Source organism: Ponticoccus sp. (in: a-proteobacteria), assembly GCF_048381735.1.
In genome coordinates this window covers 105,599-120,636 of record NZ_JBLXGL010000012.1, presented here as the reverse complement: position 1 = coordinate 120,636, position 15,038 = coordinate 105,599, and the positions used below count along the sequence as shown (strand labels likewise).

At 67.5% G+C, this 15,038-nt stretch carries 15 protein-coding genes; 12 read left to right on the top strand and 3 right to left on the bottom strand.

Translation table 11 applies throughout. The features are described 5' to 3' along the window. The 9 genes from ACN5KJ_RS17870 (at position 1) to ACN5KJ_RS17830 (ending at position 9,131) form a co-directional block, all read left to right on the top strand. The gene (locus tag ACN5KJ_RS17870) at positions 1 to 966 is read left to right on the top strand and encodes an ABC transporter permease (RefSeq protein ID WP_418595275.1); all 966 of its coding nucleotides are present in this window, start codon (positions 1 to 3) and stop codon (positions 964 to 966) included. Positions 967 to 1,212: 246 nt separating this feature from the next. Next, complete coding sequence (locus tag ACN5KJ_RS17865) at positions 1,213 to 2,196, top strand: ABC transporter ATP-binding protein (protein WP_418595274.1); 984 nt, start codon at positions 1,213 to 1,215, stop codon at positions 2,194 to 2,196. Continuing rightward, a complete protein-coding gene (locus ACN5KJ_RS17860; protein ID WP_418595273.1) occupies positions 2,196 to 3,158 on the top strand; it encodes an ABC transporter ATP-binding protein in 963 nt (320 codons plus the stop codon). Before ACN5KJ_RS17865 ends, ACN5KJ_RS17860 begins: the two co-directional genes overlap by 1 nt. 357 nt (positions 3,159 to 3,515) lie before the next feature. Beyond that, the gene (locus tag ACN5KJ_RS17855; RefSeq protein ID WP_347168417.1) at positions 3,516 to 4,541 is read left to right on the top strand and encodes a LacI family DNA-binding transcriptional regulator; all 1,026 of its coding nucleotides are present in this window, start codon (positions 3,516 to 3,518) and stop codon (positions 4,539 to 4,541) included. Positions 4,542 to 4,576: 35 nt separating this feature from the next. Continuing rightward, positions 4,577 to 5,506, top strand: a complete 930-nt coding sequence (locus ACN5KJ_RS17850; protein WP_418595272.1) for a substrate-binding domain-containing protein — start codon at positions 4,577 to 4,579, stop codon at positions 5,504 to 5,506. Continuing rightward, complete coding sequence (locus tag ACN5KJ_RS17845; protein WP_418595271.1) at positions 5,503 to 6,285, top strand: ATP-binding cassette domain-containing protein; 783 nt, start codon at positions 5,503 to 5,505, stop codon at positions 6,283 to 6,285. Before ACN5KJ_RS17850 ends, ACN5KJ_RS17845 begins: the two co-directional genes overlap by 4 nt. After that, entirely contained in the window at positions 6,285 to 7,292 is a 1,008-nt protein-coding gene (locus ACN5KJ_RS17840) for an ABC transporter permease (RefSeq protein ID WP_206563652.1), read from the top strand. The genes ACN5KJ_RS17845 and ACN5KJ_RS17840 overlap by 1 nt, the downstream gene beginning before the upstream one ends. Next, complete coding sequence (locus tag ACN5KJ_RS17835; RefSeq protein WP_418595270.1) at positions 7,289 to 8,353, top strand: phosphotriesterase family protein; 1,065 nt, start codon at positions 7,289 to 7,291, stop codon at positions 8,351 to 8,353. The genes ACN5KJ_RS17840 and ACN5KJ_RS17835 overlap by 4 nt, the downstream gene beginning before the upstream one ends. A 19-nt stretch (positions 8,354 to 8,372) precedes the next feature. Then, positions 8,373 to 9,131 (top strand): glutamine amidotransferase, encoded by a 759-nt coding sequence (locus tag ACN5KJ_RS17830; RefSeq protein WP_418595269.1) that lies wholly within the window; start codon positions 8,373 to 8,375, stop codon positions 9,129 to 9,131. A 55-nt stretch (positions 9,132 to 9,186) separates the two neighbouring features. Here the strand turns inward: ACN5KJ_RS17830 and ACN5KJ_RS17825 are convergent, their stop codons facing one another. Then, positions 9,187 to 10,080 carry a ribokinase gene (locus ACN5KJ_RS17825; RefSeq protein ID WP_418595268.1) on the bottom strand — a complete coding sequence of 298 codons (894 nt, stop codon included), beginning with the start codon at positions 10,078 to 10,080 and terminating at the stop codon, positions 9,187 to 9,189. Positions 10,081 to 10,112: 32 nt separating this feature from the next. Here ACN5KJ_RS17825 and ACN5KJ_RS17820 point away from each other — a divergent pair, with 32 nt between their 5' ends. Continuing rightward, positions 10,113 to 10,955, top strand: a complete 843-nt coding sequence (locus ACN5KJ_RS17820; protein ID WP_206563656.1) for a BtpA/SgcQ family protein — start codon at positions 10,113 to 10,115, stop codon at positions 10,953 to 10,955. Continuing rightward, on the top strand, positions 10,948 to 11,613 hold the full coding sequence (locus tag ACN5KJ_RS17815; RefSeq protein WP_418595267.1) for a TenA family protein: 666 nt from the start codon (positions 10,948 to 10,950) through the stop codon (positions 11,611 to 11,613). Before ACN5KJ_RS17820 ends, ACN5KJ_RS17815 begins: the two co-directional genes overlap by 8 nt. Here the strand turns inward: ACN5KJ_RS17815 and ACN5KJ_RS17810 are convergent. Both ACN5KJ_RS17810 and ACN5KJ_RS17805 read right to left on the bottom strand, forming a co-directional pair. Beyond that, positions 11,583 to 12,671, bottom strand: a complete 1,089-nt coding sequence (locus ACN5KJ_RS17810) for a M20 family metallopeptidase (RefSeq protein WP_418595266.1) — start codon at positions 12,669 to 12,671, stop codon at positions 11,583 to 11,585. The two genes, ACN5KJ_RS17815 and ACN5KJ_RS17810, sit on opposite strands and share 31 nt — an antisense overlap. A gap of 180 nt (positions 12,672 to 12,851) precedes the next feature. Further along, on the bottom strand, positions 12,852 to 13,847 hold the full coding sequence (locus ACN5KJ_RS17805) for a LacI family DNA-binding transcriptional regulator (protein WP_418595265.1): 996 nt from the start codon (positions 13,845 to 13,847) through the stop codon (positions 12,852 to 12,854). 150 nt (positions 13,848 to 13,997) lie between these two features. On the opposite strand from ACN5KJ_RS17805, the gene ACN5KJ_RS17800 reads away from it, so the two are divergent. After that, positions 13,998 to 15,023 carry an ABC transporter substrate-binding protein gene (locus ACN5KJ_RS17800; protein WP_206563660.1) on the top strand — a complete coding sequence of 342 codons (1,026 nt, stop codon included), beginning with the start codon at positions 13,998 to 14,000 and terminating at the stop codon, positions 15,021 to 15,023. Positions 15,024 to 15,038 lie beyond the last annotated feature (15 nt).

Sequence of the window (15,038 nt, the reverse complement as noted above, 5' to 3'; positions counted from 1 at the left end):
ATGACCGAGACCCGCCCGGACACCCCCTCTGACATGCCCGTCGCCGTGAACAAGTCGCGCCTGCGCCTGGCGCTGGAAAGCGATGTCTTCTACAGCTTCCGCCGCTCTCCGGTGGCCGTGGTCTCGGCGCTGGTGGTTCTGCTGCTGCTGCTCTCGGCGCTGCTGGCGCCGTGGATCGCGCCCAGCAACCCCTTCGATCCGGCCTCGCTGAACCTGATGAACGGCTTCACGCCGCCGGGGGCGCCCAATGCCTTCACCGGCGATACCTTCCTGATGGGCACCGACGATCAGGGGCGCGACGTCTTCTCGACGATCCTCTACGGCATGCGGATCTCGCTTTTCGTGGGGGTCTCTGCGGTGGCCTTCGCCATGGTGCTGGGGATCACGCTGGGGCTGATCTCGGGCTATGTCGGCGGCTGGCTGGAAACGATCATCATGCGCATCGCCGACGTGCAGCTGACCTTTCCCTCGATCCTGGTGGCGATGCTGATCTTCGGCGTGGCCAAGGGGGTGACCCCGGTCGAGTACCGCGACCAGATGGCGATCTGGGTGCTGATCCTCGCCATCGGCCTCAGCGACTGGGTGCAATTCGCCCGCGTCGTCAGGGGCGCCACGCTGGTCGAGAAGAACAAGGAATACGTCGCCGCCGCCCGTCTGATCGGGCGCAGGCCCGGGGCCATCATGCTGCGGCACATCCTGCCCAACGTGCTGTCGCCGGTGCTGGTGATCGCGACCATCTCGCTGGCGCTGGCGATCATCGCCGAGGCGACGCTTTCGTTTCTCGGCGTCGGCGCGCCGCCCACGCAGCCCTCGCTGGGCACGCTGATCCGCATCGGGCAGGGGTTCCTGTTCTCGGGTGAGTGGTGGATCCTGTTCTTCCCGGCCTGCACGCTGCTGGCGCTGGCCCTGTCGGTGAACCTGCTGGGCGACTGGCTGCGCGACGCCCTGAACCCGAGGCTGCGCTGATGACGATCCCCGCAACCGTACCGCCCCGGCGCGCATGCGCCATGCCCGACCTCCCCGTCGCCCCAGAGGGGCGCCGATTGTCGGCGGCACGCATTTGGCGTGACGGGAGGGCATTCAGCAACGACCGCCCCGCACGCGGCGCCGGGGTCTCTGCGCCCCAACGACCACGCTCGGTGGCGCTGCCGTCCCGAGGTCGGGCATGGCACTTGCGCGCTCCGAGCGCGGGTCCAAGCCGGAGGGAACAGCATGTCTGACACCGTCCTTTCCATCCGCAACCTCACCGTCGAGATCCCGACCCGGCACGGCATCCTGCGCCCGGTGGAGGACGTCAGCTACGACATTGCGCGCGGCGAGATCCTTGGCGTCGTGGGCGAAAGCGGCGCGGGCAAGTCGATGGCGGGCAATGCCGTCATCGATCTGCTGAACCCGCCGGCCCATATCGCCGGCGGCGAGATCTGGCTGAACGGCAGCCGCATCGACCAGCTGAAGGGCGAGGCCATGCGCCGCCTGCGCGGCAAGGAGATCGGCATGGTCTTTCAGGACCCGCTGACCTCTCTGAACCCGCTGTTGCGGATCGGCGACCAGCTGGTCGAGACCATGCTGACCCACCTGAAGATCGGTGAGCGCGAGGCCCGCGCCCGCGCCGTCACCGCCCTGCAAGAGGTGGGCATCCCCGGCGCCGCCGAACGGGTGGACAGCTATCCGCACGAGTTCTCGGGCGGGATGCGCCAGCGCGTGGTGATCGCCTTGGCGCTATGCGCCGAGCCGAGCCTCATCATCGCCGACGAGCCCACCACGGCGCTGGACGTCAGCGTTCAGGCGCAGATCATCGCCCTGCTCAAGCGGCTTTGCCGCGAGCGCGGCACGGCGGTCATGTTGATCACCCACGACATGGGTGTGATCGCCGAGGCCACCGACCGCGTCGCGGTGATGTATGCCGGGCGGCTGGCAGAGCTGGGGCCGGTGCGCGATGTGCTGACCCGGCCACAGCACCCCTATACCCACGGGCTCATGGCCTCGACGCCGCTGGCCTCGGCGGGCAAGGTGCGGCTGCACCAGATCCCCGGCGCCATGCCCCGGCTGGACGCGGTGCCGGACGGCTGCGCCTTTCACCCGCGCTGCCCCCGCGCCACGGACCTTTGCCGTCAGCCACCCCCGCCGAAGGTGCAGGACGGCAAGGCCGCCTGCTGGCACCCCCTGACACAAGACGCCCAAGAAGAGGCCCTGTAATGGCACTGGTCAAGGTCGATACTCTCAGCCGCGTCTTCGACGTCTCGAAACCCTGGCTGAACCGCGTGCTGGAACGGCGCCCCAAGGCCTATCTGACCGCCGTGTCAGAGGTCGATTTCGAAGTCCCGGAACGCACGACCTATGCGCTGGTCGGCGAAAGCGGATCGGGCAAATCCACGATCGGCAAGATGCTGGTGGGGCTTCTGCGGCCTTCGGACGGCACGGTTCAGATCGAGGGTGTGGATCTTGCGCGCGAAACCGACGCGGCCAAGGTCGCGAAGGTCCGGGCCGACATCCAGATGATCTTTCAGGACCCCTATGCCTCGCTCAACCCGCGCTGGCGGGTGCGCGACATCATCGCCGAACCGGTCGCCGCGCGCGGCGGCAAGACCGAGGGGCTGGCCGAGAAACTGCTGGAACAGGTCGGCCTGTCGGTCAAGGACGCGGGCAAGTTCCCGCATGAGTTCTCGGGCGGGCAGCGTCAGCGCATCTGCATCGCGCGGGCGCTGGCCTCTGACCCGCGGCTGATCGTCTGCGACGAGCCGACCTCGGCGCTGGATGTCTCGGTGCAGGCGCAGGTGCTGAACCTGATGAGCGACCTCAAGGACCAGTTCGGCCTGACCTATGTCTTCATCAGCCACGACCTGACGGTGGTGCGCCACATGGCGGATCGCATCGGCGTGCTCTACCTCGGCCGGCTGGTGGAAGAGGCCGCGCCCGAGGCGCTTTTCGACGATCCGAAGCACCCCTACACGCAGATGCTGCTGGAGGCCGCGCCGCGCATGGATGGCTTTGGTCGCGAGGTGCAGCCGCCCGAGGGCGAGATCCCCGACCCGATCAATCCGCCACCGGGCTGCGCCTTTCACCCGCGCTGCCCCATCGCGCAGGCGGTCTGCAAGACGACCCGACCCGAGATGCGCCGCCTCGGGCAGACCCGGGTGGCCTGCCACATGGCGGAATAGGGCGGGGCAGCCCCTCCCTGCCGCTGCGCGCCGGGGCGACCTGAATACCTGACATCCGGGCCGCCCGCGTGTCGCGGCCCTGTTGGCCGCCGCACCCGGGATCGGACGGCATAAGATAAGCCGTGGAAAAAGGCGCCTGCGCGGGGCGTCACGGCTTTGCGCGACCGCAGTGCATCGCGCGTTGCGGGTCCGCGATCCTTCGCACCAAATTTCGGCGCCCCGCAAAAATACCCGCCCGCAACGAGAATTTCCTCTTTACAGACTCACGGATTCGCGGCCAAGGTTCATGTAAACCAGTTTACTAAACCGATTTACAGGCGGATTGGCCGCCTGTGATCGCGCAGATGGGATGGGCGTATGGCGAACCTTCAGGATGTTGCAAAGGCGGCAGGCGTCTCGAAGACAACCGTGTCCCGCTTCCTGAACGGGTCGCTCGATCTGCCCGCGAAGACCGCCGAGCAGATCAACGGTGCGATCCGCGCGCTGAACTACAAGCCCAATCCCCACGCCCGGCGGCTCAGCCTCGGGCGCACCGATACCATCGGCCTGATCGTGCCCGACATCGCGACGCCCTTCTTTGCCACCCTTGTGGCGGCGGTCGAGGAAGAGGCCGATGCGCGCGGCAAGGCGCTGGCGCTGCACGCCACGCTGAACCGGCGCGACCGCGAGTTTTCCTATATCGACCTCGTTCGGCAGGGCCATGCGGACGGGCTGATCTTCATCACCAACCACCAGGGCGACCCGGCCCTGGCCGAGCGGATCAATGGCGCGGGCCCCTGTGTGGTGGTGGACGAGGACGTGGTCGGCGCGCAGGTGCCCAAGCTGTTCTGCGACAACTACGAGGGCGGGCGGCTGGCGGGGCGTCACCTTGCGCAGGCGGGTCACCGGCATGTGCTGTTCATCGGCGGCGTGGACGAGATGATTTCCGGCCAGCGCCGCTTTGGCGGTTTCGCCGCCGGCATGGCCGAGGTCGGCGGCCCCGACTGCATGATAGAGCGGGCCACCGGTGCCTATACCTTCGACGCCGGGCGCGCGGCGGCGCGCGAATTTGTCGCCCGTCCGCGCGACAACCGCCCGACCGCGATCTTCGCCAGCTCTGACGAGCTGGTCATCGGCCTCTACGAGGTCCTTCAGGCGACCGGCGTCTCGGTCCCCGAAGACCTCTCTGTCGTGGGGTTCGACGATGTCGGCCCCCTGCATCTGTTCGCGCCTGCCGTCACGGCGGTGCGTCAGCCGGTGCGGGATCTGGGCAGGCGGGCGCTGTGCCTGCTGCTCGATCCTCCCGCACTCTCCGAAGGCACGAAGCTTCCGCAAGAGGAGCTCTTGCCCGTCACCCTGGTGGAACGCGCCTCTGTCGGGCCGCCTGCCAGGACTGCTCTCTGACTGAAACCGAGTTCCAACACACAGAGGTACTGAAAATGACGATGAAACCGACCCGGCGCGCCTTTGGCGCGGGTGTTGCCGCATGTCTTCTCGCCAGCACCGCGCTGGCGCAGGAAACCCCCACCTTTGCCCTTGTGCAGATCAACCAGCAGGCGCTGTTCTTCAACGAGATGAACCGCGGCGCGCAGGAAGCGGCAGAGGCCGCGGGCGTGAACCTGGTGATCTTCAACGCCAACAACGATTCCGCCGCCCAGAACAGCGCCATCGAGACCTATATCCAGGAAGGCGTGGCCGGACTGGCGGTGGTGGCCATCGACGTGAACGGCATCATGCCGGCGGTCGAGCAGGCCGACGCCGCGGGCATTCCCGTTGTCGCCATCGACGCGATCCTGCCCGAGGGCGGCCCGCAGAAGGCGCAGATCGGCGTCGACAATGCCAAGGCGGGTGCGGACCTTGCCGCCTTCTACAACGAGAACACGACCGGGGCCTCCAAGCTTGGCATCGTGGGCGCGCTGAACTCTTACATCCAGAACGTCCGCAAGGATGGCTTCGAAGAGGCGCTGGACGGCGACAGCGTCACCGTCGCGGGCACGGTTGATGGCCAGAACGTCCAGGACGTGGCCCTGGCCGCGGCAGAGAACCTGATCACCGCCAATCCCGACCTGACGGCGATCTATGCCACCGGCGAGCCTGCCCTGATGGGCGCGATTGCCGCCGTCTCCTCGCAGGGCAAGCAGGACGCGCTTTCGGTCTTTGGCTGGGATCTGACGGCGCAGGCCATCGACGGCATCGACGACGGTTACGTGAAGGCGGTGATCCAGCAGGATCCGGCGGGCATGGGCGCCGCCGCCGTCGAGGCGCTGATCGCGCTGCACGCGGGCGAGACGGTGGACAGCGAAATCTCTGTGCCGGTGACCATCGTCACCCCGGAGAACGTGGACGACTTCCGGTCGCTGTTCGAATGATGCTGGCCGACATCCGCGAAGAGGCGAGGGGGGATCTTCCCCCCTCTGTCCCCGCCATTCTGTCCCTGCGCAACATCCACAAGACCTTCGGCTCTCATCAGGCGCTGCGGGGGGTCGATCTGGATATCCGGCCCGGCGAATGCCTTGGCCTGATCGGGGACAACGCTGCCGGGAAATCCACCCTGTCGAAGGTCATGTCCGGCACCTACATCCCGGACGAGGGCCAGATCACCATGGACGGCAAGCCGGTCCGCTTCGGCACCCCGTCAGAGGCCCGCGACCTGCAGATCGAGATGGTCTATCAGGACCTGTCGCTGTGCGATCATGTCGATGTGGTCGGCAACCTCTTCCTTGGCCGCGAGCTGAAACGGGGTCCCTTCCTCGATCAGACGCGCATGCTGGCAGAGGCGGAACGGATGCTGGCGGCGCTGGAAATCCGCATCCCGCGCCTGACCGCCAAGGTCGAGAAGCTGTCCGGCGGACAGCGGCAGGCCATCGCCATCGCCCGCGCCGCCAGCTTCAGGCCCAAGGTGCTGATCATGGACGAGCCGACCTCGGCGCTTGCCGTGGCAGAGGTCGAGGCGGTTCTCGAACTCATCAACCGGGTGAAGGCCACCGGCGCCGCCGTGGTGCTGATCACCCACCGGATGCAGGACCTGTTCCGCGTCTGCGACCGCGTCGCCGTCATGTACGAGGGCACGAAGGTCGCCGAGCGCGACATCGACAAGACAGACCTGCAGGAACTGGTCGACCTGATCGTCGGCAAAGGGGGTCACTGATGGTGGCATATACCGAACGGCAGGCGGGCTCGAAGCTCGCCGATTTCGTGGGCGAACACGCGCAGGTGCTGTCCATCGCGCTGTTTTTCGTGATCTGCATGGTGTTCTTCGGGTCGATGACCTCGACCTTCCTGATGCCGGGCAACCTGTTGAACGTCCTGCGGCAGGCGGCGCCGATCCTTGTGGTCGCCGTGGCCATGACGCTGGTCATCACCACTGCGGGCATCGACCTGTCGGTGGGGTCCATGGTGGCGCTGATCAATGCCGCCGCCGCCATCGTCATCGCTGCCGGATTGCCCTGGCCGCTGGCCATCGTGCTGATGCTGGTGCTGGGGGCCGTGATCGGCGGCGTGCAGGGCTGGTTCGTGGCCTACCAGGGCATCCCCGCCTTCATCGTGACGCTGGCGGGCCTGTCGATCCTGCGCGGCGCGGCGCTGTACATGACCGAAGGCTACTCGATCCCGATCCGCGACGCCGAGGGCTTCTTCTGGCTGGGCCGCGGCGAGATCGCGGGCTTCCCGGTGCCGGCGCTGATCGCAATCCTTGTCGCGGTGCTGGGCTTCGTCGTGATGCTGCGGACGCAATACGGCCGCCAGGTGATCGCGGTGGGATCGAACATCGAGGCGGCGCGGCGCGTGGGCATGCCGGCCAAGCGGGTGCTGGCCTCGGTCTACATGGTGTCGGGGCTGGCCTGTGCCGTTGCGGGCATCCTGATCGCGTCGCGGCTTGGGTCGGGGTCGTCGAACGCGGCGCAGGGGTTCGAGCTGCAGGTCATCGCGGCGGTCGTTCTGGGCGGCACCTCGCTGATGGGCGGCAAGGCCTCGATGCTGGGCACGGTGCTGGGCACCATGACCATTGCCGTGATCGGCAACGGGTTGATCCTGATGCATATCTCGCCGTTCTTCACGCAGATCGTCACCGGCACGATCATCCTTGTCGCGATCTGGATGAACGCGCGGCTGTTCGACCGGAAATGGCGTTTCGGCAAGAAGAAGGTGGCGGCATGAGTGAGCTGTCCTCCTGCCATGTGAACTCTGGCCGGGTGATGACCGTCACCGGGCCGATCCCCGCGGCCCAGCTGGGACACACGCTGATGCACGAGCACCTGCAGAACGATTGCAGTTGCTGGTGGAACCCTCCGACCGATCCGGCGCGGCAGTATCTGGTCGACGCGCCGGTCAGCATCGAGCTGCTGTCCGAGCTGCGTCAGGATCCCTTCGTCAACAAGCACAATATCGCGCTTGACGACCTCGATCTGACCATCGAGGAAGTGCGCCGCTTCGCGGCGGTCGGCGGGCAAAGCATCGTCGACCCCACCTGCCGCGGCATCGGGCGCGACCCGGTCAAGCTGCGCCGCATCACGGCAGAGACCGGCGTGCAGGTGGTGATGGGGGCGGGCTACTACCTTGCCTCTTCCATGCCGGAAGAGGTCGGGCGGCTGTCGGTGGACGCCATCGCCGACCAGATCGTTGCAGAGGCGCTGGAAGGCGTCGACGGCACCGATGCAAAGATCGGCCTGATCGGCGAGATCGGGGTGTCCTCGGATTTTACCGCCGAGGAAGAGAAATCCCTGCGCGGTGCGGCGCGGGCACAGGTCCGCACCGGTCTGCCGCTGATGGTGCACCTGCCGGGCTGGTTCCGGCTGGGGCATCGCGTGCTGGACATCGTCGAGGAAGAGGGGGCGGACCTGCGGCACACGGTGCTGTGCCACATGAACCCCTCGCACAGCGATCCGGTCTATCAGGCGACCCTCGCGCAGCGCGGCGCCTTCGTGGAATTCGACATGATCGGCATGGATTACTTCTACGCCGATCAGGGGGTGCAATGCCCTTCGGACGACGAGGTCGCCCGGGCGATCCTGACCCTGGTCGAGGCCGGGTTTCTCGACCGTATCCTGCTGTCGCACGACGTCTTCGTGAAGATGATGCTGACCCGCTACGGCGGCAATGGCTACGCCTTCGTGACGAAGCATTTTCTGCCCCGCCTTTCGCGCCACGGCCTGCCCGCCGAGGCGCTGGACACACTCATGGTGACAAACCCCCGCCGCGTCTTCGACGCCGGCGTCTGACTTCTGAAAGGACACGACTATGACCAAGGTTCTGCTGGTCGGCGAAAGCTGGACCACCTCCGAAACGCATTTCAAGGGCTTCGACCAGTTCGGTTCGGTGCGCTTCCACACCGGGGCCGACCCGCTGCTGAAGGCGCTGAAAGGCTCGCCCTTCGAGGTGGACTACATGACGGCCCACGAGGCGGCCGAGGGCTTTCCCTTCGAAATGGAAGGGCTGAAGGCCTATGACATCATCATCCTGTCGGACATCGGGGCGAACACCTTCCTGCTGCCGCCGGACGTCTGGCTGCGCTCGAAATGCGTGCCGAACCGCCTGCGCCTTCTGAAGCAATGGGTCGAAGAGGGCGGCAACCTGATCATGATGGGCGGCTATTTCTCGTTCCAGGGGATCGACGGCAAGGCGCGCTGGCGCAAGACGCCGGTCGAGGACACCCTGCCGGTGACCTGCTTCCCCTGGGACGACCGCATCGAGATCCCCGAAGGCGCGGTGGCCGAGGTGCTGGAGCCGGGCCATGCGGTGATGGCGGGCATTGAAGGCGCCTGGCCGCCGATCCTTGGCGTCAACGAGGTAGAGCTGCGCGACGGCGCCGAGGTGATCGCCCGCATCCCCGAAGAGCAGGGCGGCCATCCGCTGCTGGTGCTGGGCGCCCATGGCGCGGGCCGCACGGCGGCCTGGACCTCGGATATCGGGCCGCACTGGCTGTCACCGGCGTTCTGCGAATGGGAGGGCTATGCCCGGCTGTGGCAGAACGTTCTGGGCTGGCTTGTCGCGCGCTGAGGATCCCCGATGGCGCAGTTCGGGGCCGCCCGCCGGGTGCGGGTGGCCCCGGATGTCAGCTGGGCAGACCTGCCTTGCCCAGGATGTCCGCAAATTCGGCCTCTGTCGGGAAGGCGGCGACGGTTCCCGGGCGGGCCACGGTATGGGCCGCGGCCCGGGTCGCATGGGTCAGCGCCTTGGCATCCAGCGCCACGCCGCGCAGCGCCGCCGAGGCCAGCGCGGTTGCCATGAAGCAATCGCCCGCGCCGGTGGTGTCGCGCACGGTGCAGGGGACGGCGGCGACCCGCGTTTGCCCCTCGGCGGTGATCAGCGCGGCGCCCGCCGCGCCCAGCGTCAGCACCACGCCTTGCACGCCCTGCGCCAGCAGGTGCCCGGTGCCGCCAAGCGCCTCGGCCTCGCCCTCGTTGACAAAGGCCAGATCGACCAGCGGCCAGAGCGGGGCAAAATAGGGTTGCAGCGGCGAGGGGTTCATGGCCGTGGTCATGCCCCGGGCGCGGGCTTCGCGCAGCAGCGCCCCGGTGGTCCCGGCGCTCAGGTTGCCCTGCAGGACCAGATGGTCGCCGGGCGCCGCGCCGGCCAGCCCCTCGACGGCCTGCCCGGGCGACAGGGCCGAGGCCGCCTCGCGCGTGGTGATGACCGCGTTCTCGCCCGCCGCGGCCATCAGGATCGTCGAGGCATCGGTGGCCACGCCGCTCAGTTGCGTCAGGCGCGGGGTCAGCGGCTCGCGGGCCAGCCGGTCGGCGATTTCGCGGCCCCGGGCATCCTGCCCCACGGCGGCGACAAACACGCAGGGCAGGCCGGTGCGGGCCATCGCAACGGCCTGGTTCAACCCCTTCCCGCCAAGGTCGCGCGACAGGCTTGCGCCGAAGATCGACGCGCCCGGGCGCGGGAAATCATCAATCGAGAGGGTCTCGTCCAGCGCGGCATTGCCGACGACATAGGCCTTCATCTCTTCTTCCTTCTTGCCTGAAAGGGACTCTCATGCAGCAGATATCCGACCGGACCTCCGGCGCGATCCACGACATTTTCGGACGGCACAAGGCGCTGATCGGCATGATCCATTGCCCGGCCTTTCCCGGTGCGCCGCGCTACCGGGGCGAAAGCCTCGACAGCATCTACGATGCCTGCATGCGCGATGCTGAGCAGCTGATCGAGGGCGGCCTGCACGGGCTGATCGTCGAGAACCACGGCGATGTGCCGTTTTCCAAGCCCGAGGACATCACCCACGAGACGGCGGCCTTCCTGTCGGTGGTGACGGATCGGGTGCGGCGCGCGGTGGGGGTGCCCTTGGGCATCAACGTGCTGGCCAATGCGCCGATCCCGGCGCTGGCCACGGCGGTGGCGGGCGGCGCGGATTTCATCCGGGTGAACCAGTGGGCCAATGCCTATGTCGCCAACGAGGGCTTCATGGAGGGTCGGGCCGCCGAGGCGATGCGGTATCGCAGCCTGCTGCGGGCCGAGCGGGTGAAGATCTTTGCCGACAGCCACGTCAAGCACGGCAGCCATTCCATCACCGCCGACCGCTCGATCCCCGAGCTGACACGCGACCTTGCGTTCTTCGACGCGGATTGCGTCATCGCCACCGGGCAGCGCACCGGCAACAGCGCCACGATGGAAGAGATCGACGAGATCGCCGGGGCCACCCACCTGCCGCTGCTGGTGGGCTCGGGCGTGACCGAGGATAATATCGTGGCGATCCTTGGCCGCACCAATGGGGTGATCGTCGCCTCCTCGCTGAAGGAGGGCGGAGTGTGGTGGAACCCGGTCGATCCCGGGCGCGTGCGCCGCTTCGTCGCCGTGGCGCAGGAGGGGCTCGATGGCTGAGGCGCTGACCGACCGCATCCTGCGCGAGAACAGGGCGGATTTCGACGCCATGGTCGGCCACCGTTTCGTGCAGGACATCGCGGCGGGCAGGCTGCCGGCGGAGGTCTTCGACCGATACCTGCTGATCGAGGGCGCCTTCGTCGAGACCGCCATCGCGATCTTCGGATACGCGGTGGCGAAGGCCGATGACCTTGGCGACCGGCGCCATCTGATCGGGACGCTGGATGCCTTAGCCAATGAACAGATGTCCTATTTCGAAACCGCCTTTGCGGCGCGGGGCCTCGGCCCCGATCCGGCGGTGCAGGCCGATCCGCGCGTGGTGGCCTTCGGGGACGGCATGCTGGCGATTGCCCGCGACGGGGATTTCACCGCGATTGTCACGGCGATGTTCGCGGCGGAATGGATGTACTGGACCTGGTGCACGCAGGTGCGCGACGCGCCGATGGCGGATCCGATGCTTGCGGATTGGGTCGAGATGCACGCCGCCCCCGGCTTTGCCGCGCAGGCGCGCTGGCTGCGCGACAGGCTCGACGCTCTGGGCGCCACCATGACCGAGGCGCAGCGCGACCGCGCGGTCGCGGTCTTCGGCGAGGTGCAGCGGCTGGAGATCGGTTTTCACAGCGCCGCCTATACCGGGGCTTCGATCAGCGCGGCGTAAAGCGCAACCGCCTCCACCAGCCGCGAGACGCGGACGTATTCGTCCGTGACATGCGGCTGGTCCACCTGTCCCGGCCCAAGGATCATGACGGGAACCTGCATGGCCGGTTGCAGCACCGAGGCGTCGGTGAAGTAATTCACCGAAGGCCGCAGTTCCCTGTGCTCCGTGTGCTGCAGGACCAGGGCGCAGGCGCTGTCGAACCACGGGTCCGAGGGGTCGGTCCAGACCGCGGGCAGATCGAGAAGCGTCTCGATCCCGACCCCGGCATCGCATTGCGCGCGCACCTCTTGCCGCAGCCCGTCATGGCCGACCCCGGTGACCGACCGCAGGTCCAGCCCCAGACGGCAGCGGTCCGGCACCGAGTTGGTGTTGATTCCCGCGCGGATCGTGCCGATGTTGCAGGTCGCCCTGCCCATGTCCGGGTGGGCATGGTCCGGTTGCCAGCGCGCCAGCCGTGCCAGTGTCGGCGCCATGGCGGCAATGGCATTGCGCCCCAGTTCCGGCGTCGCGCCATGGGCGGTGACCCCCTCGGTGACCAGGTCCAGCCACAGCGCGCCCTTGTGCCCGGCGACCGGCTGGTTGTCCGTGGATTCGCCGATGATCATGCCCCGCGCGGGCGGCAGGGCCTTTGCCTCTGCCAGCCATCGCGCGCCCTCGCAGCCGGTCTCTTCGCCACTTGTCAGGATCACGCTGGCGGGGGCCGCTGTTTGCTGCGCGGCGGCGATGAAGGCCGCGACGCCGCCCTTCATGTCGCTGCTGCCGCGCCCGTACAGCCGGTCACCGACGATTTCGCCGCCAAGCGGAGGGTGGCTCCAGCGCGCCTGGCCCAGGGGGACGGTATCCAGATGGCCGCTGAAGCACAGGCCGGGCCGGTCTCCGCGGGTGGCGACAAGACCGGCCCGATCGGCGCCGTGATCGATCAGCCGACAGGCGAAACCGGCCTTCTCCAGCGCGGCGGCGCAGAACCGCATGCTGGCGGCCTCCTGCCCCGGCGGGTTCACCGTGTCGAATGCCAGAAGATGCCGGGTCAGGGCCGTCACGGATTCTGCTGTGGTCATTCTGCGTGCCTTCCGGTCATGGGCGTCTTGCAACTGTCAGGGGCAGCCTAGACGCTGGGACGCAGAGGTAAAGCGGTTTACAAGCCGGGGGTGCTCAATTCCGCCGCGCGTGTCGTGGGTGCCGGATTCCTGAACAGTGCGGGCCACCGGCCATGCCGCTCGTATGGCTGCGAAGGGCGCTTATCGCCGGATCGACGCGCGCCAGATCAGGCGCGTCGGCAGGACGACGCGTTGCGGTGTGCCGTCGGTCTCGGTGTCCAGGCTTGCCACCGCGGCATCGGCGATCTCGTCGATCGGTTGCCGGAAGGTCGTCAGGGCGTAGGATTCCCAGCCCGCCTGCGGAATGTCGTCGAAGCCGATCACCGACACATCGCCGGGAACATCCAGACGCAGCCGGGTCCGGGCCGCATCCATCACCCCGCAGGCCAGCAGGTCGGTGGTGCAGAAGATGCCGTCGGGTGGGGCGGGGCGGGTCAGCAGGCGGGTGCCCAGATCCAGCCCGGTCTGGTAAGAGGTCTGCCCGACGGCGGTTTCGACGATCTCGACACCGGCTTCGGCCGCCGCCGTGGTGAACCCCCGCGCGCGGTCTTCGAGGCTGGCGGTTCCGGCAAGCGAGTTGACGAGGGCGAGCCGCCTGCAACCGGCAGCCGTCAGCGCGGCGAAGGCCTGCCGCCCGGCATCGGCATCGTCGACCCGGATCAGCAGCGAGCCGGGCCTTTCCTCGTCGCGGTTGATCAGCACAAGCCGCATGCCGTTTCGAAGGCAGGTCTCGGCCAGCGAACTGCCGGGCATGCCGGAGAGGACAATCGCGGCGTCGGTGCGATAGGCGATGGCCTGCCGCAGCGCCCGCGCCACGCTGTCGTCCGAGCGGTCTGTATTGATCAGAAGCCCGACCTTGCCCGCCGCCTGAAGCCGGTCCGACAGGGCGGCCAGCAGGGCGGAACGATGCGGCGTGTTCAGCTCTGCGCAGATCAGCGCCACCAGCCCGGTGCGCGCGGTGATCAGCCCCCGCGCGAGGTGATTGACCTGATAGCCCAGCGTCTCGGCGGCGGTCTCGATCTTTTGGCGGGTTTCCGGCGAGACCGAGGCGCCGGGCGTGAAGGCGCGCGAGACGGCGGTGCGGGAAACGCCTGCCAGTTCCGCCACATCGCGGGCGCTCACCTGCCGTTTTGTCATGGTGCTTGCATTCCTGTGCAACGGTGATCCTGCCCGAAGATAATCTACTTGTAAGAAGTTTTGTTGACAACTCGGGATTCGAAACGCAGTCTTTTGCACAGCTGTGCAAAGCAGCACCCCGGCGAGAGGCCGGGAACAAGGGAGGATGACATGACTACTTTGAAGGGCGCGCTGCTGGGCGGCGCGGCGGCGATGGTTGCCACGGGCGCAGCTGCGGAAGAACTGAACCTGATCTGCTCGGCGGATGTGGTGATCTGCGAGAAGCTGGTCACCGAATTCGAGGCCAGCCACTCCGACATCGACGTCAACATGGTGCGGCTGTCCTCGGGCGAGGCCTATGCCAAGGTGCGGGCCGAGGCGCGCAACCCGCAGACCGATCTGTGGTGGGGCGGCACCGGCGATCCGCATCTTCAGGCCGCGCAGGACGGGCTGTCGGCAGAGTATAAATCCCCCATGCTGGAGCAGCTGGCGGACTGGGCGCAGGGGCAGGCGGAGACCTCTGGTTTCAAGACCGTCGGCGTCTACTCGGGCGCCCTTGGCTGGGGGTTCAACAAGGAGATCTTCGAGAAGAAGGGCATCGCGGCGCCGCAGTGCTGGTCCGATCTTCTGGATCCCGCGCTGAAGGGTGAGATCCAGATTGCCGACCCGAATTCTTCCGGCACCGCCTATACCGCGCTGGCGACCCTTGTGCAGATCATGGGCGAGGACGAAGCCTTCGATTTCCTCAAGAAGATGCACGCCAATGTTTCGCAGTACACCAAGTCCGGCAGCGCGCCTGTGAAGGCCGCCGCACGGGGGGAGACCGGCCTTGGCATCGTGTTCCAGCATGACGCGGTGTCACAGGCGGTCGAGGGCTTCCCGATCGAGGTCGGCTCTCCCTGCGAGGGCACGGGCTATGAAATCGGCTCGATGTCGCTGATCGAGGGCGCGCAGAACCCGGATGAGGCCAAGGCCTTCTACGACTGGGTGCTGACCGCCGAGGTCCAGAACATGATGCCGGACGCCGGGTCTTTCCAGCTGCCGTCGAACGCCTCGGCCACGCCGCCCAAGGAGGCACCGGACCTGTCGAAAATCAACCTGATCGACTACGACTTTGCCGAGTACGGCAGTGCCGAGCGTCGCAAGGAACTGCTGGCCCGCTGGGACAGCGAAGTCGGCAGCCTGCCGCTGCAGTAACCTGTCGCGATGACA